At 68.6% G+C, this 25,754-nt stretch carries 25 protein-coding genes and 1 pseudogene; 17 read left to right on the forward strand and 9 right to left on the reverse strand.

Translation table 11 applies throughout. The features are described from left to right. Nucleotides 1–231 precede the first annotated feature (231 nt). Nucleotides 232–1,368, forward strand: coding sequence for a PQQ-dependent sugar dehydrogenase (locus AB0I15_RS21275; RefSeq protein ID WP_358097919.1), 1,137 nt, complete (start codon nucleotides 232–234; stop codon nucleotides 1,366–1,368). 91 nt (nucleotides 1,369–1,459) lie between these two features. On the opposite strand, the gene AB0I15_RS21280 is transcribed toward AB0I15_RS21275, so the two are convergent. Next, nucleotides 1,460–2,302: a helix-turn-helix transcriptional regulator gene (locus AB0I15_RS21280; protein WP_358097922.1), complete on the reverse strand. Its 843-nt coding sequence runs from the start codon at nucleotides 2,300–2,302 to the stop codon at nucleotides 1,460–1,462. A 146-nt stretch (nucleotides 2,303–2,448) separates the two neighbouring features. Between AB0I15_RS21280 and AB0I15_RS21285 the strand changes: the two genes are divergently transcribed. After that, nucleotides 2,449–3,486, forward strand: coding sequence for an aldehyde reductase (locus tag AB0I15_RS21285; protein WP_358097925.1), 1,038 nt, complete (start codon nucleotides 2,449–2,451; stop codon nucleotides 3,484–3,486). Nucleotides 3,487–3,674: 188 nt separating this feature from the next. After that, nucleotides 3,675–4,856 carry a hypothetical protein gene (locus AB0I15_RS21290; protein WP_358097928.1) on the forward strand — a complete coding sequence of 394 codons (1,182 nt, stop codon included), beginning with the start codon at nucleotides 3,675–3,677 and terminating at the stop codon, nucleotides 4,854–4,856. 137 nt (nucleotides 4,857–4,993) lie between these two features. On the opposite strand, the gene AB0I15_RS21295 is transcribed toward AB0I15_RS21290, so the two are convergent. Together AB0I15_RS21295 and AB0I15_RS21300 are read right to left on the reverse strand one after the other, a co-directional pair. After that, nucleotides 4,994–6,673, reverse strand: coding sequence for an ADP-ribosylation family protein (locus AB0I15_RS21295; protein WP_358097931.1), 1,680 nt, complete (start codon nucleotides 6,671–6,673; stop codon nucleotides 4,994–4,996). 85 nt (nucleotides 6,674–6,758) lie between these two features. Next, the gene (locus tag AB0I15_RS21300) at nucleotides 6,759–7,028 is read right to left on the reverse strand and encodes a hypothetical protein (RefSeq protein WP_358097934.1); all 270 of its coding nucleotides are present in this window, start codon (nucleotides 7,026–7,028) and stop codon (nucleotides 6,759–6,761) included. 303 nt (nucleotides 7,029–7,331) lie between these two features. On the opposite strand from AB0I15_RS21300, the gene AB0I15_RS21305 reads away from it, so the two are divergent. The 5 genes from AB0I15_RS21305 (at nucleotide 7,332) to AB0I15_RS21325 (ending at nucleotide 10,847) form a co-directional block, all read left to right on the forward strand. After that, entirely contained in the window at nucleotides 7,332–7,757 is a 426-nt protein-coding gene (locus AB0I15_RS21305) for a VOC family protein (RefSeq protein ID WP_358098426.1), read from the forward strand. 436 nt (nucleotides 7,758–8,193) lie between these two features. Beyond that, complete coding sequence (locus AB0I15_RS21310; protein WP_358097937.1) at nucleotides 8,194–8,490, forward strand: hypothetical protein; 297 nt, start codon at nucleotides 8,194–8,196, stop codon at nucleotides 8,488–8,490. A gap of 238 nt (nucleotides 8,491–8,728) precedes the next feature. Further along, the gene (locus AB0I15_RS21315; RefSeq protein ID WP_358097940.1) at nucleotides 8,729–9,445 is read left to right on the forward strand and encodes a helix-turn-helix domain-containing protein; all 717 of its coding nucleotides are present in this window, start codon (nucleotides 8,729–8,731) and stop codon (nucleotides 9,443–9,445) included. Next, nucleotides 9,442–10,110, forward strand: coding sequence for an arsenate reductase ArsC (locus AB0I15_RS21320; RefSeq protein WP_358097943.1), 669 nt, complete (start codon nucleotides 9,442–9,444; stop codon nucleotides 10,108–10,110). The genes AB0I15_RS21315 and AB0I15_RS21320 overlap by 4 nt, the downstream gene beginning before the upstream one ends. Further along, a complete protein-coding gene (locus AB0I15_RS21325) occupies nucleotides 10,107–10,847 on the forward strand; it encodes an MIP/aquaporin family protein (protein ID WP_358097946.1) in 741 nt (246 codons plus the stop codon). The genes AB0I15_RS21320 and AB0I15_RS21325 overlap by 4 nt, the downstream gene beginning before the upstream one ends. A 10-nt stretch (nucleotides 10,848–10,857) precedes the next feature. Here the strand turns inward: AB0I15_RS21325 and AB0I15_RS21330 are convergent, their stop codons facing one another. From AB0I15_RS21330 to AB0I15_RS21340, 3 genes are all read right to left on the reverse strand, one after another. Then, nucleotides 10,858–12,111: a GNAT family N-acetyltransferase gene (locus tag AB0I15_RS21330; RefSeq protein WP_358097948.1), complete on the reverse strand. Its 1,254-nt coding sequence runs from the start codon at nucleotides 12,109–12,111 to the stop codon at nucleotides 10,858–10,860. A gap of 12 nt (nucleotides 12,112–12,123) precedes the next feature. Further along, nucleotides 12,124–12,459 (reverse strand): metalloregulator ArsR/SmtB family transcription factor, encoded by a 336-nt coding sequence (locus AB0I15_RS21335; protein WP_358097951.1) that lies wholly within the window; start codon nucleotides 12,457–12,459, stop codon nucleotides 12,124–12,126. 110 nt (nucleotides 12,460–12,569) lie between these two features. Then, complete coding sequence (locus AB0I15_RS21340) at nucleotides 12,570–13,145, reverse strand: dihydrofolate reductase family protein (protein ID WP_358097953.1); 576 nt, start codon at nucleotides 13,143–13,145, stop codon at nucleotides 12,570–12,572. Between the two features lie 213 nt (nucleotides 13,146–13,358). On the opposite strand from AB0I15_RS21340, the gene AB0I15_RS21345 reads away from it, so the two are divergent. From AB0I15_RS21345 to AB0I15_RS21365, 5 genes and pseudogenes are all read left to right on the forward strand, one after another. Beyond that, a complete protein-coding gene (locus AB0I15_RS21345) occupies nucleotides 13,359–13,817 on the forward strand; it encodes a SigE family RNA polymerase sigma factor (RefSeq protein ID WP_358097956.1) in 459 nt (152 codons plus the stop codon). Beyond that, nucleotides 13,814–15,106: a hypothetical protein gene (locus AB0I15_RS21350; RefSeq protein ID WP_358097959.1), complete on the forward strand. Its 1,293-nt coding sequence runs from the start codon at nucleotides 13,814–13,816 to the stop codon at nucleotides 15,104–15,106. The genes AB0I15_RS21345 and AB0I15_RS21350 overlap by 4 nt, the downstream gene beginning before the upstream one ends. A gap of 474 nt (nucleotides 15,107–15,580) precedes the next feature. Next, a pseudogene (locus AB0I15_RS21355) lies at nucleotides 15,581–15,712 on the forward strand (LuxR C-terminal-related transcriptional regulator); the annotation flags it as partial. A gap of 213 nt (nucleotides 15,713–15,925) precedes the next feature. Further along, nucleotides 15,926–17,107, forward strand: coding sequence for an Ig-like domain-containing protein (locus tag AB0I15_RS21360; protein ID WP_358098429.1), 1,182 nt, complete (start codon nucleotides 15,926–15,928; stop codon nucleotides 17,105–17,107). An 80-nt stretch (nucleotides 17,108–17,187) separates the two neighbouring features. Further along, nucleotides 17,188–17,370: a hypothetical protein gene (locus AB0I15_RS21365; RefSeq protein WP_358097962.1), complete on the forward strand. Its 183-nt coding sequence runs from the start codon at nucleotides 17,188–17,190 to the stop codon at nucleotides 17,368–17,370. Nucleotides 17,371–17,404: 34 nt separating this feature from the next. On the opposite strand, the gene AB0I15_RS21370 is transcribed toward AB0I15_RS21365, so the two are convergent. Beyond that, nucleotides 17,405–18,283, reverse strand: a complete 879-nt coding sequence (locus AB0I15_RS21370) for a DUF4429 domain-containing protein (RefSeq protein WP_358097965.1) — start codon at nucleotides 18,281–18,283, stop codon at nucleotides 17,405–17,407. 26 nt (nucleotides 18,284–18,309) lie between these two features. Beyond that, nucleotides 18,310–19,758, reverse strand: a complete 1,449-nt coding sequence (locus tag AB0I15_RS21375; RefSeq protein ID WP_358097968.1) for a hypothetical protein — start codon at nucleotides 19,756–19,758, stop codon at nucleotides 18,310–18,312. 611 nt (nucleotides 19,759–20,369) lie between these two features. On the opposite strand from AB0I15_RS21375, the gene AB0I15_RS21380 reads away from it, so the two are divergent. Then, nucleotides 20,370–22,154, forward strand: coding sequence for a thioesterase domain-containing protein (locus AB0I15_RS21380; protein ID WP_358097971.1), 1,785 nt, complete (start codon nucleotides 20,370–20,372; stop codon nucleotides 22,152–22,154). Nucleotides 22,155–22,203: 49 nt separating this feature from the next. Here AB0I15_RS21380 and AB0I15_RS21385 read toward each other — a convergent pair whose 3' ends face one another. Continuing rightward, entirely contained in the window at nucleotides 22,204–23,106 is a 903-nt protein-coding gene (locus tag AB0I15_RS21385; RefSeq protein WP_358097974.1) for a ParB/RepB/Spo0J family partition protein, read from the reverse strand. A gap of 724 nt (nucleotides 23,107–23,830) precedes the next feature. Here AB0I15_RS21385 and AB0I15_RS21390 point away from each other — a divergent pair. The 3 genes from AB0I15_RS21390 to AB0I15_RS21400 are packed head-to-tail and all read left to right on the forward strand — an operon-like array spanning nucleotide 23,831 to nucleotide 25,754. Next, the gene (locus AB0I15_RS21390) at nucleotides 23,831–24,658 is read left to right on the forward strand and encodes a diiron oxygenase (protein WP_358097977.1); all 828 of its coding nucleotides are present in this window, start codon (nucleotides 23,831–23,833) and stop codon (nucleotides 24,656–24,658) included. Between the two features lie 11 nt (nucleotides 24,659–24,669). Then, entirely contained in the window at nucleotides 24,670–25,491 is an 822-nt protein-coding gene (locus tag AB0I15_RS21395) for a hypothetical protein (protein WP_358097980.1), read from the forward strand. 14 nt (nucleotides 25,492–25,505) lie between these two features. Further along, nucleotides 25,506–25,754 carry an acyl carrier protein gene (locus AB0I15_RS21400; protein ID WP_358097984.1) on the forward strand — a complete coding sequence of 83 codons (249 nt, stop codon included), beginning with the start codon at nucleotides 25,506–25,508 and terminating at the stop codon, nucleotides 25,752–25,754.

Here is a 25,754-nt window from a genome sequence, read left to right on the forward strand (position 1 = left end):
GCTGACGGTGCGCGTGGTCACTCCTTCGCGGCCCTTGTCCCGGAGCAGTTGGGCCGTGGCGTCGATGATGCGCCGCCGGACCTCTTCCCGATCACCCACGAACCGATGATAACGGGATTCCGACATCGACAGTTGCGCGTTAGCGATAATCGCGTAATAGTGTTAGCGTTGATATCAAGACTGCCGGAGAGGTGACCGATGAACCGATCGCCGACCACGAGATTCGTTCAGATGCTCCTGCTCGCGGGGGCCATGAGCGTCGGCCTCGCCGCGTGCACGACGTCCGTCGCCGAGTCCGGCGCCGCTGCGACCCGGCCGAGCCGGCCGACGACCGCGCCGACTCCCGGCAGATCACCATCGTCGGCGGCGGTGGGGGAGCGCACGGAGCTGGTGACCGGGCTGCAGGCGCCCTGGGGCCTGGCATTCCTCCCGGACGGTTCCGCGTTGGTCTCTTTGCGGCTGTCTGGAGAGATCGTCCGCATCCCACCGGACGGTGGCGCGGCCCAGCCCGTCGGCAAGGTGCCGGGCGTCGTGACCAGCGCCGAGGGCGGGCTGCTCGGCCTCGCCACCTCGCCGCGGTTCGGCTCCGACTCGACCGTGTTCGCGTACGTGTCCGGCTCGCCCACCAACCGCGTGGTCGCGCTCCGGATCGCCCCCGACTATCGCTCGCTCACCCAGACCCGCGTACTGATCGACGGCATCCGGACGGCGGATCGGCACCACGGCGGCCGGTTGCGCATAGGGCCGGACGGCAACCTGTGGATCGGCACCGGCGACGCGTTCCTCCCCGAGAACGCCGCCGACGACGCATCACTGAACGGCAAGATCCTGCGGATCCGTACCGACGGGACGATCCCCGCCGACAATCCGTCCGGCACCGCCATCTACTCCGGCGGGCACCGCAACGTCCAGGGCCTCACGTTCGGCCCCGACGACACGATGTACGCCTCCGAGTTGGGCCATCGCACCTGGGACGAGGTGAACGTGCTCACGCCGGGCGCGGACTACGGCTGGCCCGAGACCGAGGGCGTCGCCGGCGACACCGGGCGGCCGCCCCTCTTCACCCTCCACCCCGACGACGCCTCCCCGTCGGGGATCGCCTATGCCGCCGGCTCCTTGTGGATGGGCGCCCTCGGCGGGCAGCGCCTCTGGCAACTCCCCGTCCAGGGGCCGCGCGCGGCCGGCGAGCCGATCGCGCACTTCGTCGGCGAATACGGCCGCATCCGCACCGTCGAGGTGGCCCCGGATGGCGCCCTGTGGCTCGTCACGTCCAACACCGACCAGGCCACCTGGGGCGGCACCGACCCCCGCCCCGGCGACGACCGCATCATCCGCGTCGAACTCCCCGAACTTCCCGCGCAGAACTGACGAAGCCGAAGAAGGGAACGACCCATCACGAAGATCGGGGGAGTCCCGGAATGCCCCGGCAAGGGTTGCTCAAGGAGGGGTCGCGGTCGCGCTATGACCTGATGGACGCGGAGTCGTCGCTGTGCGCGGCCATGGAGGCGAGGAGAGCGAGCTTTTCGCTGCTGTCCGTCTGGGGCTCGGGGTGGTAGACGACGAGCATCGCGCCCTCGGTGCCGCTGATGGCGAGTTTCTCGCGGTCGAGCCGGATGGCGCCGACCTGCGGGTGGTGGAAGGTCATGGTCGCTCCGGCGCGTGGGCCGACGTCGTGACGTGCCCACAGGCGGCGAAACCCTGGGCTCGCGAGCGTGAGCTCACCGACGAGCTCGATGACCCGTGGGTCGTCGATCTCGCCCCCGACCGACCGGCGGAACCCGGCGAGCAATCCGGCTGCGGCGCCCTCCCAGTCCGAGAAGAGGGCTTGTTCCGCGGGGTCGAGGAAGACGTCACGAAGCCGATTCCCGCCTACCTGCAGCCGCGGTGAGATCGCCGCGGCGAGCGGGTTGGCCACGAGCACGTCCAGGTACCGGCCTTCGATAAAAGCAGGAAACGGAAGCTCTGCAACAAATCGGGCGGTGCTCGCTGGAACGGTCTCGCGCCGGCCCTTCCCTCGATTCCGCCGCGGTCGCTCTGCCGCGAGGCCGAGCAGGTACGTGTCGTCCTCGAGCTGCAGGACACGTCCGATCGACTTGAGCACCTGGACCGACGGGTTGCGGTCGCGGCCCTGCTCGAGGCGCAGGTAGTACTCCGCGCTGATCCCAGAGAGCATCGCGACCTCTTCGCGGCGCAATCCCGGGACGCGGCGGGTTCCGCTCACCGGGATCCCGACCTGCTCGGGAGTGACGAGCTCGCGGCGGGCTCGGAGGTACTCGCCAAGAACGTTCGGTTCATCGGTCATACCGCCCACGGTAATCGCGGGGTGACTCCGCCTGGCCAGGCCCTGCCACTACCAGTGTCACGGGGAGCCTGGTCCGCCGGCGCCGGCCCGCGGAACGTTGATCCCGGCTGGAAGACGCAGCCGTTCACCTCGAAAGGAATGGGCCCATGACCCGGGAGCGCGTTCTCGTCACCGGCGGATCCGGCTTCGTCGCCGGGCACTGCGTCCTGCAGTCGCTCGAACGGGGCTACGACGTCCGCACCACCATTCGCTCCCTCAGTCGCGAGGACGAGATCCGTGCCGTTTTCGAGAGGGCGGGGATGCGCCGCGGTAACGCCCTGAGCTTCGTGGAGGCGGACCTGACCAGGGATGCCGGCTGGGCCGAGGCGGTCGAAGGCGTCGACTACGTCCTGCACGTCGCCTCACCGATCCACATCGAGAACGTGACGGATGAGAACGAGGTCATCACCCCGGCACGCGAGGGCACCCTGCGTGTCCTCCTGGCCGCTCGCGACGCCGGTGTCAAGCGTGTCGTGCTGACGTCGGCCTTCCACGCCGTCGGGTTCGGGCATGGCCACATCGACCACGTCTTCACCGAGAACGACTGGTCGCCCCTTGACGGGCCGGGCGTCGATGCGTACGGCAGGAGCAAGATCCTCGCCGAACGGGCGGCCTGGGGCTTCATCCGTGCTGAGGGAGGCCGCACCGAGCTGGCCACGATTTGCCCGGTGGCCATCATGGGACCCGTCATGGGCAGGGCCGTCTCCGGCGCGAACCACATCGTCCAGCGCATCCTGAACGGGGAGTTGCCCGGATACCCGGACATGTACATCCCGGTGGTCGACGTTCGCGACGTCGCGGCCGCGCATGTGGTGGCGATGACCGTACCGGGTGCAGCCGGCCAGCGGTTCCTCGTCGCAAGTGATGAGGCCGCTCTCGCGATGAAGGAGATCGGCGCCATCCTCCGCGAGCGTTTCGGCGACGCGGCCAAGCGCGTCCCGACCCGCTCCATCCCCGATGTGGTCGTCCGTCTCGCCGCGCTCTTCAAGGCGGAGTTCAAGCCCGTCGCCGCGGACCTCGGTTACGTCAAGCGCGTGTCGAACGAGAAGGCGCGCAGGCTCCTGGGACTGCAGCCGCGAACGCCTGTGGAGGCGATCATCGCGTCCGCCGAGAGCATGATCGCCAAATCGCTCGTCAAAGCCTGACCCGCTCCATCAACCGGGATCCGCAACCGCGTGCCGCACACCGTTGCAGGGGGCGGTGCTTCTCCATTTCCGACCGGTTGAGGAGGGCGGCCGACATTGACAGCATCGTCAAGTTAGCGCAAACATGGCCTCGCCCGATCAAGAACGCTTTGACAGCATCCGACCTTTACGCAGGGAGCAGGGGGCTCATGCTACGCCGACTGTCGATCATCTCCTTGACCGCGGTGATCGCCGTCTCCACGGCCACGTCGACCTCCGTGTCCGCCCAGGCACGGCCCGTGTCCGCTCGCGAGCTCGACCGCGCGTACGGCGCCCTGGGCGCCAACTTCAACCAGAACATCGACGCCCTGGACTACGCCGAACTGCGCAAGGCCGGGGCCAAATGGGTACGCGGGTTCTTCCCGATGCCCGCCACCGACCAGGGCGACCCCGGCGGGCACATCGCCATCCGCACCCTCAACGAGGCGTCCGGGCGCGGCTACCAGACCATCCTCAGCCTGAAGTTCCCCTACACCAGCACCTCCTTCCCCGCGCCCGGCAGCGCGAAGCTGGCCGCCGAACTGGCCCGGCTGGACAAGGTCCTGCCCACGGTGATGGGGAAGGTGGACATCCTCACGATCGGCAACGAGCCCTTCATCGAAAGCCTGCCCGCCGAACGCGACCAGCGCCTCAACACCTTCTACGAGGCCGTCGCCCGGCATGTCGTCGACCACCGGCGCAAGCAGTGCGGCACAGGCTGCGGCACCGCGCTCTACATGGGCGCGCTCAACCGGCTCGACCAGGCCGGCTGGCGTTCACCGGCCGCCGTGCGCTGGATGACCTTCGTCCGCGAGACGGCGGACATCGAGGGCGTGGACATCCACCCGCACCTCCCCGGCCCCAGGAGCGCCCAGCCGTTCCTGGACTTCATCCTGCCGAAGATGCGTCCCGAGCAGACGTTCCTGGTGACCGAGTTCTCCCTCGTCCGGTACTGGAAGGAGCACCTGCGGGACAAGATCCCGGCCGGCTTCGCCAGGCAGTACGGCTTCGCCCCTGGCACCCAGGTCTGGCAGGTCATCAAGGCCGCCATCGACGAGCCGTTCGCCGAGAAGAAGTGGGACGCCTTCCTGACGTCCAGCCCCTGGTTCAGGAGCCAGTCCGGCTTCCTGCGCGACCAGATGAAGCTGTACCGGGGCACCGGGCGGCTGGCGGTGGCCACGTACGGGTTCAAGCAGGACGACGCGATGGTCACGAACTTCGGGCCGGACAAGGACCCGTGGCTGCTCAACAGCGTGTTCGCGCCGTACACGGTCAAACCGCGTGCCTGGTCCGGGCTGTCGGGGCGGGGCTTCTCGCTGGAAAGCTTCAAGGCGGCGCAGAAGACCTCCTGAATCGCCCGCCAGCCGCCCGGCGAAGGCGAGCCATCCGGGCCACGGCAAGGGCCCCTACGTCCGTAGCCAGATGCCGGCCAACGCCGCCGTCCCTGTCCTTCTGCCTGACAACGGCGTGGCGGGAGGGGGGCGTGCGATCAGCCTTCTTCGAGGACGTGCACCTGAGGGAGAGCGCGGTGGCGGTGATGGGCTTGGGCGATCGCGGCGAGATTGTCGCGTCCCAGGGCACGGTAGGCCATGGTGAGCAGCTCGGTCGCATGGCGTTCGAGTTCGGGGTCTCCCGCGCTGATCCAGTGCAGGTCACGGCCAAGGGTGAGAGCGTCGGCGGGGTGTCCGGCGGCGCAGCGGCGCCGTGCCTCGGCGACGTGGGCTTCGCGGGCGGCCGGGTCGTCGGTCAGCTCCTTGCGCAGGGCCGTGCAGAAGTCGTAGTCGTTCCAGGGTTTCTGCCGGCCGCGCTCAATAGTGGTGTCACCGTCGACGAGCGCGCCGCCGCCGTCCAGGGTCTCGATCCGATCCGGAGCTCCGTGCTCGAGCACTTCTGGCGAGGGTTTGTAGGTGTCGTGGTAGTCGTTGCCCTGTTCGTCGCGGTCGCCGGTCTCGAAGGTCATCAGGGTCTCGCGCAGCAGCCGTAACCGATTCCGTCGTACGGCCACCTCGGGATCCATGGGATCGGCCGGCTCGTCATCCCCATCTCCGACGTGGCACCATCCCGTTTCGAGGGTGTGCCGGACGGCCTCGAGAGGGGTGCGCGATGGCAGGCCCACGCCGCCACCGTCGTTGTTGTAGTAGGAGGCGACGCCGGTGCAGGTGCGCCCGTCGTCGTACCAGAGCCCGAAATGCAGCCCGTCGGTGCCGCCGTGCATGAACGTGAGGAACTCGGGCGGATCGCGGTAGTAGCGGCCGTGGACGCGCACATCGACGCCGGCCCGGGAATCGCGAGCGGGATCATCGAACAGGTCCATGATCCCGAACGGGACCAGCTCCAGGTCGTCGAGGGCCTGCTTTTCGATCGGGCCCAGGGACAGCAGGAAGGCCCGGAACCGGAAGATCGAGTCGGGCAACTGCAATCCCCAGTCGCGGGCAAGGCGTTCCTCGATCGCGGCGCGCTCGTGCTCCACCTGGGCCACGGCGGCCGACCTCACCTGCTCGTAGTGTCCCTGTGGCCGGTTCGTCGCCTTCCACGCCGCGTAGTCTCGCAGGTCGGCGGCGGAACGCGACGCGGCCCGGCGACGGTGGGCCCGTTCCCACAGCCCCGGCGGCGGATCGGGACGCCCGAACACCGTTGCCAGCAACTGGTCTTCGGCCTGGGAGCGGTCGATGCCCGGATAGCGCGACCGGCGCTCTTCCCGGGCGGTCGTGGCCGGCATCCAGCGGCCGGAGTCGGCCGTCACCCGCCTTCTCGCCTCCCCGGCCGGCAGGGGAGCGATCTCCTGATCGAACGCGCGCAACGCCACCGTCCTGCGCCGTCGCACGTGCGCGTCCACCTCGGCGCACAACGCGGTGTAGGTGTCCCATTCCTGGGCTGGATCCTCCTCGGGAAGATCGGCCCGCTCGAGAAAGAACTCGAACTTCTCCCCATACCCGAGGTCGTCGTATTGCGCCGCGATCCGCTCCCGCAGCCCCGCGAGGACCTCCCTGTCGTCCTCCTCCTCGCCGAACCACAGCGCGGGGATGTCCTCGGGATGCTCCAACTGGTCCCGATGGAGCTCCACCGCCGTCTGCCGGCCGAATACGCTCACACGCGCCGTCAACCTGACACCGTCCACAGAGACGAGTTCCGCGTCGAAGCCGGCGAACGGGCCGTCGACGATCCTCACGAACTGACGCTCCACGATGGGTCCCCTGTCGCCACGGACGATCTCTGGGCAGCATGATAGAGATCGCCACCGACATGCGGGGACCTCAGGGCAGGGCGTGCATCAGAGCGGTGACATAGGCATCCAGCCGCTCCTCCACGGCACGCGTCGTCAACTCTGCCCTCCCCGCCTCCCTCCACGGCCGCGACACCACCCGCACCTCTTCTGAGCACGCCAGCCCGTCCCGCACCCGCCAGTACAGCCGCTCACCCGCGGTCGCGGCCAGCACACCGCCGGCCTCCTCGTACGCCTCCGCGAACCGCAGACCCCACGCCGGTCCGTGCAGGAGCGCGAGATTGGTGGAGCAGTGCGCCACGTCGAGATCCGCCGGCCCCCAGGAGGCCGCCGCCCAGGCGACGACGCCATCGCGCCATTTCCGATCACGACCACTCGAACCCGTCGGCGAACGCCCACAGCCTCAAGGCCGGCGTCACATCTGCGCGAACACCATTTTATCGCGATCTACCCGTGGCCCGCCTGTCAGACGTCCCCGCGGCCTGATCGCGCAGGCCCTCGGCACACCTCCCGTGTCGAGAACGTGCTGCCGGCTCCGTCCCAGGTACGCCAGCGGCCACAACGGGCCGCGCGACGAAGGAGAACCACCATGACGCTCCAGCGGATGGACAACGTCGGCATTGTCGTCGACGACCTTGAGGCCGCCATTGCGTTCTTCGTAGAGCTCGGCATGGAACTGGAGGGCAAGGCGCAGATCGAGGGCCTCTGTGCGGACCGCACCGTCGGGCTCGACGGAGTCCGCTGCGACATCGCGATGATGCGAACCCCAGACGGCCACGGCCGGCTGGAACTGGCGAAGTACCTGACCCCCGCGGCGATCGACGCCAGTCCGCACAACCCGCCGCACAACACGCTGGGCATGCATCGCGTCATGTTCGCCGTCGGCGACATCGAGGACGTCATCGCCCGCCTGCGCACTCACGGCGCCGAACTCGTCGGTGAGCCGGCCCAGTACGAGGACAGCTACCGGCTCTGCTACGTCCGCGGCCCTGAGGGAATCATCATCGCGCTGGCCGAGCGGCTCAACTGACAACCCGTCGCGGCCGACCTGCGACTGGACGGACCAAGAAGACGAACCTGGAACGGCACGGAGATCGTCGTGTGCACGCCGAAGAACGCCCCGAAACTCCAGGCCCTGCGCGAGAACCGCGGCCGGGCATAACTCGGCGCCGTCGACGACTAGTACCTCCGGACGACCACCACCTACGGGCACCGATCTCGAAGAGGCACCGGTCAGATCATCCGCGACGACCTGGTCGTCCGCTGCCGTGCCGGAGGCGATGGACAGGACCCGCGCAGCCCATGAGTGTGATCCACCTTAAAGCTCGCTATGGAACCTAAATCGGACTTCCGAACGTCCCTTTGATAGAAGGAATCAGCGATCGCCTACCTACCGTATCCGTTCCGTGACAGCCCGCAGGCCGACTCCGCTGGAGCACTCCCGTTCGACACAAGGAGTACGACTCGTGAATCCGCACGCACTTGCCCATCGGGCACACCGACACGGCTGGGATGTGGAGACCATTCCGCGATCCTCCGGTCCCGTGGTCATTCTGCAACGTGAAGGCTGGCGTCTGGAAATCGCATTCGATGGTCACGCCCCCAAGGAGGCCACCGCCAACCAACCCGGGCAAAAGGTCGGCAGCCAGCTCAACCTCCGCTCGATCAACGACTTCGTTCATCGGCCCGGAATGGATCGGTTAACCAAGCCATGCCGAGATCGGCGCCGGGCAACTCGCCGCAAAAGCGGCCAGGAAGGGTGAGCATCGCGCCGGACACGGCAAGCGCGGGGCCCAACGGCATGGCGAAGTCCAGCACCCCGGTGAACGCCCCGAGGGCGGCAGGTCGTAGGTGCTCGACAGCAGGCCCGAAGCCCTGGGCGGCCTTCGGCCTGGCTGACCACCGCGGGGCCGCCTGGGCCCCTGACTGCTAGGGATCGGCGGTGGCCGCGCTGCGGCAGGTTTGACATCACAGTTTATCTCAGCAAATATTGACTCAATCATGATTGAGATATCTGAGCTCGAGCAGCGAGCCGCCGGGCATGCCGCGCTGGGAGACCCGATCCGGCTGGCGATGGTCGATGAACTGCTCCTGGGCGACCGCTCGCCCGGCGAACTCGGCCAGGCCTTCAACCTGTCGTCCAACCTGCTGGCCCACCACCTCAAGGTGCTGCAGGACGCCGCGTTGATCACGCGGGCGCGTTCGGAGTCCGACCGGCGGCGCAGCTACGTCCGGCTGCTGCCCGACACGCTGGCCGGACTCACCCCCACGCCGTCGATCCCCATGGCGGCCGAGCGCGTGGTGTTCGTCTGCACCCACAACTCCGCCCGCTCCCAGCTGGCCGCCGCACTGTGGGGGCGGCGCAGCCACCTGCCCGCGGCCTCGGCCGGCACCGAGCCCGCCGCACACGTGCACCCACGCGCGCTGAGCACCGCCCGCCGTCACCGCCTGCGCCTGCAGCCTCGCGGCACCGCCCACGTCGGCGACACCGTCCGCGCCGGCGACCTGGTGGTGGCCGTCTGCGACAGCGCCTATGAACACCTGCCCGCCCGGCCGCCGCTGCACTGGTCGGTGCCCGACCCCGTCCCCGCCGACACCGACGACGCCTTCGAACGCGCCTACACCGACCTGTCCGGCCGCGTCGACCGGCTCGCCACCGCCCTGACCCCCGCCGTCATCCCGGTCGAGCACCACCGTCCCGCGAAGGACACGCCATGACGCAGCCCGTCTACCGCCGCGCCGACCTGACCATCGACCAGCAGCACGCCCTGCTGACCGCCGCCCGCACCCTGGCGGGCGAGTTCGACGGCACCTTCGGCGCCGAGACCATCGACCGGTTCCTGCACACCAGCTACGAGCAGTTCGCCGGCCGCGCCACGGTCGCCAACTTCCTGCCCCTGATGGCCGAGCGGTTCGCCCGCCAGCGGCTGCGCGCCCTGGCCCGCGTCGAGGGCAAGGACTCCTCCGGTACGCCGATCGTGCTGTTCCTGTGCGTGCACAACGCCGGACGCTCCCAGATGGCGCTCGGCTTCTTCACCCACCTCGCCGGCGAGCGAGCGATCGGCTGGTCCGGCGGCTCGGAGCCGGGCGAGCAGATCAACCCCTCCGCGATCGAGGCGATGCGCGAACGCGGCATCGACATCACCGGCGAATACCCCAAACCCTGGACGCACGAGATCGCCCAGGCCGCCGACGTCATCATCACCATGGGCTGCGGCGACGCCTGCCCCGTCTTCCCCGGCAAACGCTACGAGGACTGGAGCCTGTCCGACCCGGCCGGGCAGTCGGTGGAGGCGGTACGGCCCATCCGCGACGAGATCGAACGCCGGGTACGAACCCTGCTGGCCGAACTCGGCGTACCCGCGGCTGCGGGCAGCGCGTGAACGAGCTGGCGCGGCGAGCAGTCGCCGAAGGGGTCGGGACCGGCCTGCTGGTGACCTCGGTCATCGGCTCGGGCATCATGGCCCAGCGACTCTCCCCGGGCGACGCGGGCCTGCAACTGCTGGAGAACTCCACCGCCACCGCCTTCGCCCTGACCGCGCTCATCCTCATCATGGGCCCGGCCTCCGGTGCCCACTTCAACCCCGTCGTCTCGCTGGCCGACTGGCTGCTGGGCCGCCGCACCGGCGACGGCCTCACCGGGCGTGCCCTGCTGGCCTACCTGCCCGCCCAGGTCGCCGGCGCGCTCGGCGGCGCGGTGCTGGCCCACCTGATGTTCGGGCTGCCCGCCGTCACCGCCTCCACCCACCAGCGCACCGGAACCGGGCTGTGGCTGGGCGAGGTCGTGGCCACCGCCGGGCTGATCACCCTGATCTTCGCCCTGTCCCGCACCGGACGCGCCGCGCTGGCCCCGCCCGCCGTCGGCGCCTACATCGGCGCCGCCTACTGGTTCACCTCCAGTACCAGCTTCGCCAACCCGGCCGTCACCCTCGGCCGTACCCTCACCGACACCTTCGCCGGCATCGCTCCCGCCTCCGCGCCCGGCTTCATCGCCGCCCAGTTCGCCGGTGCCGCGCTCGGCTTGGCCCTGATCCGGCTGCTGTATCCGCAGCCGACCTCGCCATCGGCCGCCGCGCCCGCGAACCTGGCCACCGACCCCGTAACGTCAGCCCGGACCTGACGAAGGCGGATCAGATCCCGGTCACGGTGCTACGGCGTTCGATCATCAGCACGTCCCGCCACACGCCATGGTGGTGGCCGATGCGCTCCCGCGTACCGACCACCCGGAAGCCGAGCGTCTCGTGCAGGGCCAGGCTGGCGGCGTTCTCGCCGAAGATGCCGGACTGGACGGTCCAGACACCGGCGTCCTCGCCGGCGGCGATGAACGCCGCCAGCAGCGCCCGGCCGATGCCCTGCGCCCGGCAATCGGGGTGGACGTAGATGCTGTGCTCGACCACCCCGGCATACACCGGACGGGCTGAGACCGCCGAGGCGGCCACCCAGCCCAGCACCTGACCGGTGCCGGTGTCGCAGGCCACGTAGCGCAAGTGGGGCAGCCTGGCCGTTGTGAAGCCCTCCCAACTCGGCGCGAGGGTCTCGAAACCGGCCTGGCCGGTGTCCAGGCCGGCCTGGTAGATGGCCAGCACCTGGTCGGCGTCGCTGTCACGCATCGGCCGGATCTCCACCTTGACCGGGGCGGCGGGCTTGGCGGCCTGGACGATCGCCGAGTGCACGCCGTCGCCGTGGTCGGCGGTCAGCGTGATCCGTACGCCGGTGAACCCGGCCGCGGCCAGCAGCCGCCGGTAGCCGGCCACCGGCAGCGCCCCGGCCACACAGCCGATGCGCTGCTCGGCCGCCGCACGAGCGGCCGCATCGATCACGCCGTCGATCACGCCGCCGACCACGCCGTCGACCACGACATCACTGACGCCGAACCGGCCGCCCGGCCGCAGCACCCGGAACGCCTCGGCCAGCACCGCCGCCTTGTCGCCGGACAGGTTGATCACGCAGTTGGAGATGACCACGTCCACCGACCGGTCCGGCAGCGGCACCTGCTCGATCCGGCCGTACAGGAACTCGGCGTTGGTCACGCCGTCCTGCTCGGCGTTGCGCCGGGCCAGCTCCAGCATGTCGGAGCTGGCGTCCAGCCCGTAGACCTTGCCGTGTCCGCCGACCCGGCGGGCCGACAGCAGCACGTCGATACCGCCGCCTGAGCCGAGGTCGAGCACGGTCTCACCACGCCGCAGCTCGGCGACGGCCACCGGGTTGCCGCACCCCAGGCTGGCCCGCACCGCCCCGTCGGGCAGCACACCGAACTCGTCATACCCGGCCGCGCCGAAGCCGCCCCGCTCGAAGGCGTCCTGCCCGCAGTCCGCGACGACCCGGCCCGCTCCTGCGGCGCGGGCCAAAGCCGAATGGTGGTCGATGATCTCGTCGTACGCCATGGCGAAGCTCCTTCACTCGCAGGTGGGCGCGGCCGGCGCGGGGTTGCCCATGACCAGGTCAGCGGCGGTCGGGAAACAGCTCACACAGTTCTCATTGATCCGGTAAAGGCTGGACGTGCCCTGCTTGTCGACCAGGACGAACCGCACCTCGGCCAGGATCTTCAGGTGGTGCGAGACCGTGGACTGGCCCACCCCGGACGCGGTCACGATCTCACCCACGCTCATCGGCGCGCGCCGACGGGCCAGCAGCGACACGATCTGGATGCGGGTGGCGTCGGCCAGCGCCTTGAACCAGCTCGCGTACTCTTCGGCCTCCGCGCGCGGCAGCGGCCCCTTCTCTTCATTCATCGTCTATCGACGATATTCGATGTACGAGAAATATGGAAGCCACAGTCCTCGCGCCGCCTGCGGCAACGGGGGCAGCGGACCGACCGACCAGATCGCCGCCCCGTCGCCGATCAACCGTGTCGGGTCGGCCGATAGGTCAGCACCTGTGTGTGGCCGTCGAAGGTCCGGGCCTCGAGCAGTTCGAGGTCGAAGTCGTCCGTACCGTCGAAGATCCGGTCCACGCCGGTCGTCCCGGAGATCACGGGGAAGACCGTCACCTCGATGGTGTCGATGAGGCCGGCGTTCAGCAGCGCCCGGTTGAGCGTCAGGCTGCCGTGGGAGCGCAGCGGCACATCGGATTCGGCCTTGAGGCGCGTGACCACCTCGATGGGATCGCCGGACTCGATGGTCGTGCCCGGCCACGCGAGCGGCTCGGTCAGCCGGCTGGAGAGCACCGTGACCGGGGAGTCGAGCATGCGCGTGATCCACCCGTCGAACAGGCCGCGGTCGAAGCCCGCGTCGAGGAACGGCGCGTTCGACGAGTAGGTCTTGGCCCCGAGCACCATGCGCAGCGGGTCGCGGTAGGCGGCGGCGCGGTACGCGAGGAATTCGGGGCCCTGCTTGCCCCAGTAGCCGCCCCAGTCGCCGTTGTGGTTGGCGAAGCCGTCGAGCGTGGAGAAGATGTCGAAGGTGTACGTGGCAGTCATGATGGTCTCCTTGCGGGAGGTTGGTCGCGCGCCTTGTGGCGGCCTCACCCCTGCTACGAACACCACCGCCCCGATCCGACACGCCTCCCGGACTTCTTTCAGAACTTTCCGGGCTCCTCCGCCCAGTCGCGGGTGGCGAGCCGGCTTTCGTCGGTGTCCAACGATCTGCTGATCTCGTGCAACAGGTTGGGGCACTTGTCGTTCCTTGGGTTCGTGGAAGATTTCGACGAGTTCATTCAGGCACGGGGGGACGCGCTCCTTCGCTACGGCTACGTGCTTGCCGGTAACTCCGAAGAGGCGGTCGATCTCGTGCAGGAGGCGCTGGCACGGCTGGGTGATGCCTGGTTCCGTGTGCGCAAGAAGAACGACCCCGAGGGGTACGTGCGCACGATCATGGTCAGGCTGCACGTCAGGTCGTGGCGGCGGCGTCACCGTGAGGAGCTGGTCGCCGCAGTCCCCGAGCATGGTGGGCTCGGGGACGGCGGCCTGTGGGCCGCCCTTCAGGAACTGCCCCGCAAGCAGCGAGCCGTCCTCGTCCTTCGCTATTACGAGGACCTGCCGGACCAGGAGATCGCCGAGATCCTCGGCGTCTCCCGCGGGACCGTACGCGGCCAGGCCGCCCGCGCCTTGGACAAGCTCCAGATCGAGCGCGCTTTTCAGGAGGCACGATGAGAGACGAACAGGACCTGATCCAGACCCTGCGCGCAGCCGCCGACCAGGTGCGTCGCAGCGATCTCGCGGAGGGTGTGGCCCGGCGGCGGCGCACGAGGCGGACCAGGCAGCGGGTGCAGGTTCTGCTCGCGGCGGTGGCCGTGGTGGCGATCGCGGGCGGCGTCACGGCGGTCCTGCCGGGTGAGGACCGGCAGCAGCCTGGGCCCGCCGTGGAGGTCAGCCCCTCCCCGTCCGTTTCCGAGGCGTTGGTGCCCGCGACGAAGCCGGTCGCCGAGTTGTGGCCGCAGGCGATGCTCAAGGTCCCGTTGAAGAACCCGGACGGTTGGAAAACGTATCCGGTGACCGGTTTGAGCGCCACCGAGGTGCTGCTGGTCGCCAATTCCCGCTTCGAGAAGGCCGGGCGGCTCGAGACGTACGACTCGGCCTCGGGCAGGAGCCGTGTGCTCGGCTCCATCCCCAGCCCTGAGAAGAAGTACTACCCCCAGCTTTTCGCGGTGGGCGCCGAGTACATTGCCTGGTTCGGCGAGACGCCCCAGGACTCCGACGACTGGGCGGATTTCTGGATCATGCCCAGACAGGGCGGTGCGGCTCGGCGCGTGGGCGAGGTCGACGCCGACGTCGAGAAGATCGCCGTCACGGACGGCTTCGTCGTGTGGTCGGTGCGGAAGGGCGGCGTCTACCGCATGCCGCTGAGCGGTGGTGGTGCCGCCGAGCGGCTGCCCGGCACCGACGGGCTCCACCTGACTGCCTGGCCATGGGCCGCAGGCCGGGCCGGCGAACGCCCGGACGCGAACCAGAACCGTCTCGTCAATCTGGAGACCGGCCAGTCGTTCGACGTCTCGCTGCCCGCCGGTGTGGAGGCGATGCAGTGCAACGCCCAGTGGTGCGTCGGCGTCCTGGAGGGGCACGTGATCGTGCAGCGCATCGACGGCTCCGAGCGCAAGAGCCTGCCTCAGGGGCTGCGGCCGAACCGCATGCGCTCACTGATGGGTGACCGGTACGCGGTGTTCAAGGTGTACGACCCGGATCGGACCAAGACCGACGTGCCGATCGCCGTGGTGTACGACCTGGCGACCGGCGTGTCCGCCGGAATCGGCCGGCGATCGGCCGGCGTGCTGTCCGGCAGCATGACGGTGAGCACGTCTTCCTCCTCACCGTCCACCGCCGTCTACTGGGACGCCGACCAGGAGTCTTACGAAGAGTGCGGCAAAACCACCGGTTGCGCCGTCAAGACGCGTGGTGGCGGTAAGGAGTACACCGTGGTGAACCTGATGGCCGTCACCCGATAACCCCCACGCCCGCAGCCAAGCAACGGCAAGGCACTCGGCAACGGCGGCACCGTACGTGCCGCCAACGCTGGTGACCCGGATCAACCTCATGACCGGCCCCGCCGCGCGCGACGGCGGGAGCCTGCGGGCTGCTCTGGCCTCAGTGGCAGGGCACCGGCACCTCCAGTGCCCATGAACATTCCCTGTTCGACGTCGCCCGCCGCGGCCACGCCGTCGGCACGGCGGTCCTCGGAACGACCCTGCCGCCGCACGACGGCTCCACCGCGACGGTCCCGGTCACCAGGTCCGACGAGGGCCTCAAGGAAACGCGACGGCCCGATACGGATCACGACCCTCGGGGGCGAATGCTCCGTGAGCGTGGCACTGTTCTCCGCGCTCGCTCACCGCTACGGCGATGACCTGGCCATCGTCTGGATCGACTAACGCCCCGGGACATCGGCACCCCTGAGAGCGAATACCCCCGGCTACCACGCGATGGCCGTCCTGCGGTACCTGCCGGCGAACATGTTGCAACGCGACATCGCGGCTGAGCTGTACGTGACGCTCAACACCGTGAAGACACATTTCCGGGCTATCTATAGCAAATTAGGCGTCAGCGGCCGGAAAGCCGCAATTCAGGTCGGACGCCAGGAAACGCCACTTCCGCCCATGGGCGTCGGGATACCGCGGCTTTTCTCACCTGATCGACTTCCATTACGCCATCAGTCGGGGAATCACCGCATGATTACTGTCAGTAACGGGCATAACGCTCTTCGTCTCGCCAATTGGCTACCTAGTCCGAAATATGCCTGCGTGTCGGGTGAAATGGAGGCATCCGCTATGCGGAACAGCGGCACCCTACTCGTCAGCACGTCCACGATGGTGCTGCTCCTGAGCGCCGGTTGCACCACGGGCGACCCCGGCAGGCCGCTGGAGCAGCGGCAGGTGCAGGTGCCGCCGCCCAGACTGTCGATCATGCCGGCGGACGGCACGAAGAAGGTTCCGCCGGACACCGAGATCCGCGTCAGGATCACCGACGGCAAGATCGCCAGGCTGATCGTCGCCGACGCCGCGGGACGCGAGGTCAGCGGGAGCGTCGGCGCGGACGGGACGTGGCGGCCCACGTGGCCGTTGCGGCCGGCGACGACGTACACGGTGAGCGCGCGGGCCACCAGTGCCGACGGCGGGCAGATGGTCACGAAGCGGGCCACGTTCACCACGCTGAAGCCGAGGCGGGTGCTGGAGACCGGCATGTCGCCGCTGAACGGCGAGAAGGTCGGCGTCGGGATGCCGATCCAACTCCTGCTGTCGAAGCCGGTGACCGAGCAGAAGGACCGGGCCGCGGTCGAGCGCTCGCTGACGGTGCAGATGTCCCAACCGGTCGAGGGCGCGTGGAGCTGGGTGAGCGACCGGGAGGTGCAGTTCCGGCCGCGCGAATACTGGCCGAGCGGCGAGCGGGTCACGGTGGTCGCCCACCTGGCCGGCCTGCGGATCGGGCAGAGCCTGTGGGGCACCAAGGACCGTACCGTGACCTTCACCGTTGGCCCCGAGCACATCACCACGATCCGCAACAAGACCCACCGAGCGATCGTGCGCAAGAACGGCGAGGTCGTCAGAACCATCCCGGTCAGCTTGGGCAAGCCGGGCTATGAGAGCTATTCCGGCACCATGATCGCCCAAGAGAAGGCGGCCGACTTTCTCATGGACTCGAGCACCATCGGCATACCGGGCGAGTACTTCCACCACACCAAGTGGAACGTCAGGATGACCTACAGCGGCATGTTCTTCCACGCCGCGCCCTGGTCGACCGGCGATCAGGGGAGCCGCAACGTCAGCCACGGCTGCGTGAACGCCAGTACGGACAACGCCCACTGGTTCTATCACTTCACCCAGCGGGGGGACATCATCAACGTCACGGGTACGTCGCGCAAACTCCAGTTCGGCAACGGGCCCACGCCCTGGGCCAAGTCGTGGAAGGAGTGGCTGGCGGGCAGCGCCCTCGCCACCTCGACCGACGCCTGACGCCATCGCTCACTCCCGCACGAGGCACGCCACCGCGCTCTGCTGCCGGCTGCTATCACCCGATCGGAGGATGAGAGGGCGTGCTTCGTGCTCTGGACGTCCTGGAAACCAGCCGGAGTGCCTGGCGCGCAGAGATGGACGATTTCGCCGCCCGGCGACGCGTCGAGAAAAGGCGGCATCGCCGTTCGCTCATCAAGGCTGATCGCTTACGTTTCCACGATCTGCGCTGGCCGGCGGCTGTTTCCGCCGGCTGCACCGACTGAGCGAACTCATCCTCAACGATCGGTAGACCGCGGGTCAGAGGCGATCGAGGAGTTCCGCCTTCTTCGAGGTGAACTCCTCGTCCGTGAGCAGGCCCTCCCCGTGCAGCCGTCCGAGCTCGCGGATGCGGTCGTAGACGCTGCGGGTGTCGGCGTCCGGACCGGCGGTGAGCTGGGGGCGCTCGGCCTGGCCCGGCGTCGCCGTCCACAGGTGCGCCGTGACCGTCGCGGCCATCACCAGCGTCCAGGCGTCCTGCTTGGCGCTGTCCTCGGCGAGCAGGCAGGCGAAGTCCTTGCTCGGTTTGGCCGCCTTCGGGTCGGCGTCCTCCTCCCAGGTCACGATGCGCAGGTAGCCCTCGTCCAAGGACTTCTGCGGGAACCATTCGACGCGCCGGATGTCCGCCAGCGCGTACTCCATCCGGCGTTTCCTGGTCTTGCGGGAACTGGCTTCGTCGGACCACTCCAGCCGGATGGTCGTCCCGTCGAACATGGCCGTGCCCTCCGACGTCCGGATGTGCAGCGGTATGGGCGGGACGAGCGCGAGGGCGTACTCCTCCGGCCGGCGGCGGTCGTCGGCGAGCCGGGCGGCGTCGGCCGCGATCCGGAGCTGGTCGGCGTGGTATTCGGCGACGAGTTCCGTGTCGGATCCGCCGGTCAGCAGGAACGGCTGCCCCTTGTCGGCCAGCGGCGACCCGACGGCGGCGTAGGGGTCGGCGCGTTCGCGGAGCCGGAGCCGGAGCTGCCAGCCCTTCTTGCCCGCGGAGGTGAAATCGACCGCCGCGATGGCGGGCAGGGGGACCTCACAACGGCCGAGGGTTTTCAGCAGCGCGTGGGTACGCCACCTGGAGTCGTACTGAATGAGGACTTTCTGCTCATCGAACCGCCATGTCGCCGTTTGCCCCCGCAACTCGTCCATGCGTAGAAGTCTAGAAGCGACGCACGTCATTTCAGGCCGTCGAGAAAGGTCTTGGCCACCTTCGTCAGGGCCTGTCGCGCGACCGCCGGATCGAAGAACGGTGCCCGGTAGCCGGCGGCGTCGACGAGGCCGCCTCCGGTCGTCGTCCCCCGGAAGGTGACCTCGATCGTCCGGTTCCCGGCCAGGATCTTGATGAGGATGTCCATCGTGGGCGGCGCGCTCTTGTCGTAGCGCTTGGTGGTGCTGGAGACCACGACGAATGCCTTCTCGCCGAGCCCGGAGAGCTCCTGACGGGGTTCGTAGGCGATGTGGAGGCGATCGTCAGTGAGACCGCCCTTGGCGTGGTAGCGGTCGTACTTCTTCGCGTCGCGATCGAACTGGAACGTCGATCCGGTGTCGCCGCCGCCCCAGTCGACCACGCGGATGTCCAGTTGGCCGCCGCGAGCGGTGAATTCCTGCCCAGGCCGGTGCTTGACGGCCTCCTTGACCGACCAGGTGCAGGCGGTCTGCTTGATGCTGCCGTCACTGGTGCTGACGGACGGTCCGCCGGCAGCGGGGAAGAACGCCGACTCGATCTGTCGGGCGCTGACGATGCCGCAGGGCCCGGTGACCTTCACCTGGCCGGCACTCTTGGCCATTTCCGCGGTGATGCGCTCGGCGACCTTCCCGGCCGCGGCCCGCGTCTCGTCGCCGGAGGGGTACTTGGCGCCGGTCCGGTTGTCGCCGCCGTAAGTCACCTTGATCAACCAGGGCCCCTGCCGGACGAACACCTCCGCCTTGAGGCCGCTCCTCCCGATCGAGGTCTGGCTGTAGGAGGCGTCGCCGTACTCCAGCGCCTTGAGCTCGCCGAACGCCGAGCCCGAGGTCCTGCCGTCGATCCGCTTGCCGTTGCGGACGTTGACTCGCTGCTCGTGCGCCTTCTTGTCCTCGTCGAAGCGGTCTGTGGCGTATGCGACGGCGCTGCGCGTCTCTTCGCTCTTGGCTTCCACGGAGACGCTGAGCGAGCGATAGCCGAGGGCGCCGTTGCCGACGTCCATCTTGTTGTTCGTCCAGCCGCAGGCCGCCCGCTTCTCAGTGTCGGCGGCGGCCCCGGTGGAGGCGTTCTTCCCGCCGTATTCGGCATCGGCGACCAGGCTCTTACGGAGATCGTCCGGTACGGCGGCGCAGAGCTGATCGCCGGTGATCGCCCGGAGCTTCACCGCCTCGGCGGTCTTCGCCTCCTTGGCCGTGGGCGACCGGACCGGATCGCCTCGGCCGGAGGTCGGGTTCGCGGGCGGGCGGGGTTCGCCGCGACTCAGGAGCAGCCAGCCCCCCGCCAGTCCGCCGATCAGGACGACGCCGAGCACGACGACGACGGCGATCAGCAGCCCCTTCCCCCCACGTCCGTTGCCGTTTCGCCGGGGAGGAGACCACTGCCCTCCGGGGCCACCCTGCGGGTGGGGCGGCGGCCCGCCGGGGCCGGGAGGCCATGGCATGCCCGGTCCCGGCCCGCCTGGGGCCGGTCTGCCCTGTGCGGGAGGTGGAAAGCCGGGGGGAGGCCAGCCCTGCGCGTGGTGCCGGCCGCCCGGAGGTCCGGGCGTACCGGAGGGCGGGTAAGGGGTGGACATCGGCGAACCTCCAGAGCGGGCGAGCCTGCCACCCCTGACATGGCAGGCGAACGGGGAGAAGGCGTGCTTCGCCCCCTGCGCCCTGAATGCGAGCCTATGGATGGTGGGACCGCAGGCGTGTCAGGTGAACGTCCCTCACCGTGATCACGGTTCGGTCAACCGTTGGGGTTTCGCCCGAACAAAATGGGCGGGGGAGGCGGGGCGGCGTGCCGCCGTTCCCATGGGTGGGCTCGCTGACGACCTGGAAGGGCACGAGCAAGCGCTGGGAGCCTCGGTGCGAAGGCACGACCAGGCGATCACCTCACCGAATACGCGGAGACGTCGGGCCTTCAGGTGGCCGCTTGACGTGGATCAGCTCTTTCAGGGATGAATGAGCCTCATGCGGCGCCTCCCCGGGGCCGGAGGGCTGGGCCGGAACTCGCTGAGCCAGGGGAGACCGCGAACCGGTCTGGCGGAAACATAGAGGAGTTCGTGTTCTGATGGATTCCAGGATCGCGGATGAGGCGCGCGAGCTGACGTCGAGCCTGCGCCGGCTGGGCGTGCGGCTCCGGGTCGAAGACGGGAGCCTCCGCATGGAGGCGCGCCGGGGCGTCGTGGGACCGGAGCTGCTGGCGCGGGTCGCGGAGCGGAAGGACGCGATCATCCGGGTCCTGTCCGTTGACGTCGATCGGGTTCGAGCCTCCGGTGGGCCGGCTGCGCCGATTCATCTCGAGGACGTCCGCGTGGCGGGAGCCCTGCGAGGCGTCCGGATGGAATTCGGCGCTGACGTCGCTTCCGCGGTTCAGAGGGTCTGCGCCGAGAGCGGGCTTACGCCGTCGATGTTCTACCTCGCCGCTCAGGCACTTGCCCTGCGGGACGTCGGCGGTCGTCCCGAATCGGTGGTGGCGTTTCCGGTTGACGCGCGGGCGGAGGCCGGACCGTCCTCGACGGCCGCTCCACGGGCCGACCTCGTACTGATCCGGGTGGCTCCTGACGGTGAGCAGAGCATTCGGGAATACCTTGGGCAGATTCGTTCCCAGGTCACCTCCGCCGCGCGGAGGGATATTCACGACGATCCGGTGGTGGACGGATTCTTCGAGTACGTGTGCGCCGATGAGCGGCCCGCCGCCGGCTTGTTGAAGGCACGGCCCCACCCCGGCAGGGGCAACGCGGTCACCTTGAGCGTGGTCGACGAGCCCGGACGGATCGGGTTGGAGGTGGAGCGGGGGAGTGAGGAGGCCGGCGAGGATCTCTGCCGCAAGCTGGCGGAGAAGATCGGCACGCTGATCCCGGAGATGCTCGGAGATCGCGAACGGTCGCTCGCCACGCTGACGTCAGGAGCGGCTGCTCCCGTCGGCCTGGGCGGATCGCCAGACGGGTCCGGTGGCTCCGGCTCCACGACGCCTTCCGGGGAGGCAGACCGCGGCACTGGCCGCGACGCGCACGGTCTGTTCGGAGTCGTTCTCCCGCTGAGGCCGGCCGGCACGGAGCCGCCACTGTTCTGCGTCCACCCGGCGCTCGGGCTGAGCTGGTGTTACGTGATGCTGCTCGGCCACCTCGCCCAGGAACACCCCGTGTACGGCCTGCAGACGGCGTCCCTGCGGTCCCCGGGGTATCTCGCGTCGAGCGTCGAGGAGATCGCGGACGGCTATCTTCGCGAAATCCGCGGGATCCAGCCGCACGGCCCGTACCACCTTCTGTCCTGGTCGTTCGGTGGTCTTGTCGCACACCGGCTGGCGGTGCTGCTCCAGCGGTCAGGAGAGGAGGTGGCTCTGCTGTCCGTCATGGACGCCGCACCGCTTCCGGAGCTGGGGGAGGTCGGCGAGGAGGAGCTCGTCCGGGAGGCGCTCAGCACCCTGCTCGGCAGCGACGATGCGGCGGAGCTGGCGATGGCCGAGCTGCCCGCGGACGCCACGGCCGAAGATCTGAAGCGTCAGCTCAAAGCCCACAACCCGACCTTCCCCGAGCTCGACCTCGCGACGATCGAACGTCTCATGGCGTCGACGGTGAACCATTTCCGGCTGCTGCTGGGCCATGTGCCGGGAGTCTTCGACGGGGAGCTGACGTTCTTCGCCGGCACGTCCCGGCACCCCAGCCGGATCGCGTCCGATCCGCGGCGCTGGGACGGTCACGTACGCGGCGTCGATCGCGTTCAGCTGGACTGCGACCACCTGGACATGGCCGGCCCCGAAGCCATGGCGCGCATCGGCGCCCATCTCAACAGCCGGATGAAGTCCTGGAACAGTGAGAGGGCCGAGAAGGGCGCGGCCTCAAAGGACACCTGATCCGCCTCGTCGACCCGGGATCACACCGGCCCTCCGATGCCGGAGACGGTCACACGTCATCGATCATCTCGGCGATCTCCGACCACGTCCGGGCACACTCTCTCGCCACCTTGGAGATGGAGGCCATGCAGTGCGGCGGAATGCTCTCCGCGATCTCTGCCCACTGCGTGGTCGTCACGGTCCTGGAGTCCAGCCACCTGAGCACCATGCGGCCGGAATCGGAATAGCGAAGTGACGGGTCCCGCCGCAGGATGTCGATCACTCGTGGGAGGTCGATCCGGTCCACAACGCCACCGCCGTTCGTCGCCGCCCTGTGCTGGGACACACCCCCTCCGGCGGACCTCAATCGCTCAGGCACCGGGTTCTCACCCGCGAGCACCCGTCGGCGCACGTCCTGCGCGGTTGCGATCGAGATCCCCGCCGCTTGCGCGATTTCCCGGAGGGTGGCATCCGGGTGCTCGGCAAGCACCTCACTGGCGACCAATCGCCCCTTCGCGGCGTCCAGCGGCCGGACCTTACCGTCTGCGCCGGTCCTGGCCGTGGCCTCACCGGACCCGTCCTCCTGCCTGCGCATGGACGCCACGGTCGCCGCCGCCAATCCCGCCGACAATGCGATGGCCCGGTCGGAGAGATGCGGGTGCGACCAGATGATGCGTGCCGCGGCCATCTTCCGATCGGCCAGATTCAGCGGCAGACCATGTGAGACGTTCGCCTGCACCCCGAACCGGAATGCCTCGTCGGGGTCTCCATGAAAGAACCGCACCTCGATGTCGGAGCGGCCGACCAGACGGGCGGCGGTCAGACGGTGCATCCCGTCGATAACGCGCATGGTGGTGAAATGCACGAGTATGGGCGGAAGTGGGTCCTCGACCTCGGCCAGTGCGCGAACGTGGTTCAGATCGACCCCCTGGCGGCGTGGTGAATCCGCCTCCGTCAAATCATCGAGCCTCACTCGTACGATATCGTCGGCGACAAAACCGCTCCCTCGGTCCGTCGGCTCTGAAACGCTTCTCTTCAAAAAGCTTCCTCCCGATAATCACGGAAACCGCAGATCGCTGTGCTGATGGCCAGGTCCGTGCCCGGGGCTCGTCAAGTGGGATCACCGAACCGCGGACCATGCACAGCCGTCTCCCCTGAACGCGTGCGCGATCAGGGCCGAGAATACGGTTGGGCGGTATGTTTCCGGTATTGGGGAAACCCCTGTCGTCGCGGCCTGGGCTCCCTCGCGCGCAGCGGTTTTCCGTACGCAGCCGGGTGGCCGCCGCGCGATCCTCCCGACCGGCGGCGTGTCCGGCGATTTCCGACGGGCGGACACGATCGAGGATCGTCCGGCCCGACACCAATGGTGCGACGTCGTTCAACCGGTTGTTCTGAGCAGTTGAAAGTCGCGGGAGCCGGCAACGCCGCGGCGATTTCGTGGGCGTTCGACGTGGCGCTCGTCCGGGCTAACACGCTTGGGGCGGATATGGCAGTGTGCTGCCGCACGTGATGGACTGCGCTCCCTTGTGCCGAGGCCGGTCGCGACCTTTGTTGAATGTCGCGGCGGAATCTCAGATGAAACCGAACCCTGGAAAGTCCACGGTCGGTTGCGGAGCGCGGCCGAGAGATTTCATGACTGCGGATTGCGAGCCGGTGTGGATTCAGCGCTTGAGTGGACACAGGAGTTCTCCAGGGCCGTGAGCAGGCTCACGGAGGCCTCGGTCGAGGACTACTACAACCCCTATCGCGCCTTCCGGTGGCCGGACGAGATCAAGCCCGCATCGTTGTGGATGAGCAGGGAACTGCTCTCGGTCCACGGCACCGCGGTGGAGCGGGACATCCCGCCGGAGCAGCTCGTCGAGCTCTCTCGCTGGGAGAGCGTCAACCTCTACAGCTTGATCGCCCACGGGATCAGGGAGTTGCTCATCGAGGTGATGCGCCGCATCCACACCCCCGGCTATGAGATCCCGACGCCCTATTTCCACCACTTCATCGGCGAGGAGAACGAGCATATGTGGTTCTTCGCCGAATTCTGTCTCAGGTACGGCGGTCGCATGTATCCGGACCGGCGCATGGTCTTCCCCGCCGCCGAGCGCTCGCCGGAGATGAACAACCTCATCGTGTTCAGCCAGATATTGATCTTCGAGCAGATCGGTGATTTCTTCAACGCCAGGATGGCTGCGGATCAGGGCCTCCCGGACACCGTCCGGGAGGTCAACCGCATCCACCACCGTGATGAGTCCCGGCACATCGCCTTCGGCGGCCAGTTGGTCTCCGCGCTCTTCAACCGGGTCAAGGCAGGTCATCCGGCCGATGCCGTACGGGACGTCGCCGGTTATCTGCGTCGCTACATCGATCTCATCATCCAGATGTTGTACAGCGTGGACGCCTACCGCGACGCCGGATTCGCCTCGCCGTCACGGTTCCGGGCCACGGTGCTGGCCGACCCTGCTCGGCAAGTCGCGCACGATCGCATCACCGAACGAACCGTCTCCTTCTACCGGCGTATCGGCCTGTTCGACTGACAGGAGCCCTCATGGCCATGTTCCTCGCATCGGGAGTCGCGGTGCTCGACTCCGCCGAGGCCGAGATCTTCGGTGCACTGGACGACCGTTTCCGCCGGATCGCCGAGCACCTGGGCGCACGGCCGATCATCAGCCCCGCGATGTTGCCCGCCGAGTTGCTGACCCGGCTTGACTTCTTCGCGAACTTTCCCCATCTCGCGCTCCCGGTGGCCATGTACTCGGAGGAGGCGACCGCACGGCTGGCAGGTAAGGAGGGCGGGGTTCCCACACCCGAGGACGCTTTGGAGCCGACAGACTGCCTCCTGCCGACGGCCACCTGCTACGGGCTGCTCATGACGCTCCGGCAACGGGAGATCCAGACGTCGCGACTGCTCACCGCGATCGGCCGCTGCTACCGCAACGAGAAGGTCTACGACGGCCTGCGCCGCCTCAGGGCATTCCACATGCGGGAGGTCGTCTACGTGGGAAGCAGGGAAGGCGCGCTGGAACACCTGCGGAAGGCGGGAGAGCAGGTTCGCGACCTGGCCAGAGGGCTCGGGATCGAACTCGACGAGCTGCCTGCCACGGACCCCTTCTACCTGGACGAAGGCTCCCGGGCGCTGCTCAACCGGCTGGATCCTGTCAAGATCGAATTCGTGGCCCCGGACGGCACCGCGCTCGGCTCGGTCAACCGCCACCGCAACTTCTTCGGCGAGCGGCTCGGCATCGAGCACGACGGTGCCCCGGCCTACAGCAGCTGCCTCGCCTTCGGCGTGGAGCGGTGGGTCCACACCTTGATCCGAACTCACGGCGGGGCCGAGCGCGCTCTCGCCGTCGTCCACGGTTCGAGCTGATGGGAGACAAGGGCATGGACCTCAGAGAAACCAGGAACACCGAGGTGGACGAGATCGTCGCCTGGATCCGGTCGAAGAACCCCGACTTGGAAGGCGACCTTCTCCCGGGCACCGACCTCATCGAGACGCGGCTCCTCGAGTCGCTCGCGTTCCTGGAGTTCGTCGGCCTGCTGGAAGAGCTCTCCGGCGAACCGATCGACGTCGGCTCGCTGAGCATCGACGACTTTCGCACCCTGGACCGTATCGCCGAGAGGTTCCTGTGA

This window comes from Nonomuraea sp. NPDC050643 (assembly GCF_040654715.1).
Taxonomy (GTDB): Bacteria; Actinomycetota; Actinomycetes; order Streptosporangiales; family Streptosporangiaceae; genus Nonomuraea.

Excerpts from the sequence above, each read along its gene's own strand:
- AB0I15_RS21275 (WP_358097919.1), top strand. The coding sequence starts at position 232 with ATGCTCCTGCTCGCGGGGGCCATGAGCGTCGGCCTCGCCGCGTGCACG.
- AB0I15_RS21280 (WP_358097922.1), bottom strand. The coding sequence starts at position 2,302 with ATGACCGATGAACCGAACGTTCTTGGCGAGTACCTCCGAGCCCGCCGC.
- AB0I15_RS21285 (WP_358097925.1), top strand. The coding sequence starts at position 2,449 with ATGACCCGGGAGCGCGTTCTCGTCACCGGCGGATCCGGCTTCGTCGCC.
- AB0I15_RS21290 (WP_358097928.1), top strand. The coding sequence starts at position 3,675 with ATGCTACGCCGACTGTCGATCATCTCCTTGACCGCGGTGATCGCCGTC.
- AB0I15_RS21305 (WP_358098426.1), top strand. The coding sequence starts at position 7,332 with ATGGACAACGTCGGCATTGTCGTCGACGACCTTGAGGCCGCCATTGCG.
- AB0I15_RS21315 (WP_358097940.1), top strand. The coding sequence starts at position 8,729 with ATGATTGAGATATCTGAGCTCGAGCAGCGAGCCGCCGGGCATGCCGCG.
- AB0I15_RS21320 (WP_358097943.1), top strand. The coding sequence starts at position 9,442 with ATGACGCAGCCCGTCTACCGCCGCGCCGACCTGACCATCGACCAGCAG.
- AB0I15_RS21330 (WP_358097948.1), bottom strand. The coding sequence starts at position 12,111 with ATGGCGTACGACGAGATCATCGACCACCATTCGGCTTTGGCCCGCGCC.
- AB0I15_RS21335 (WP_358097951.1), bottom strand. The coding sequence starts at position 12,459 with ATGAATGAAGAGAAGGGGCCGCTGCCGCGCGCGGAGGCCGAAGAGTAC.
- AB0I15_RS21340 (WP_358097953.1), bottom strand. The coding sequence starts at position 13,145 with ATGACTGCCACGTACACCTTCGACATCTTCTCCACGCTCGACGGCTTC.
- AB0I15_RS21350 (WP_358097959.1), top strand. The coding sequence starts at position 13,814 with ATGAGAGACGAACAGGACCTGATCCAGACCCTGCGCGCAGCCGCCGAC.
- AB0I15_RS21360 (WP_358098429.1), top strand. The coding sequence starts at position 15,926 with ATGCGGAACAGCGGCACCCTACTCGTCAGCACGTCCACGATGGTGCTG.
- AB0I15_RS21370 (WP_358097965.1), bottom strand. The coding sequence starts at position 18,283 with ATGGACGAGTTGCGGGGGCAAACGGCGACATGGCGGTTCGATGAGCAG.
- AB0I15_RS21375 (WP_358097968.1), bottom strand. The coding sequence starts at position 19,758 with ATGCCATGGCCTCCCGGCCCCGGCGGGCCGCCGCCCCACCCGCAGGGT.
- AB0I15_RS21380 (WP_358097971.1), top strand. The coding sequence starts at position 20,370 with ATGGATTCCAGGATCGCGGATGAGGCGCGCGAGCTGACGTCGAGCCTG.
- AB0I15_RS21395 (WP_358097980.1), top strand. The coding sequence starts at position 24,670 with ATGGCCATGTTCCTCGCATCGGGAGTCGCGGTGCTCGACTCCGCCGAG.
- AB0I15_RS21400 (WP_358097984.1), top strand. The coding sequence starts at position 25,506 with ATGGACCTCAGAGAAACCAGGAACACCGAGGTGGACGAGATCGTCGCC.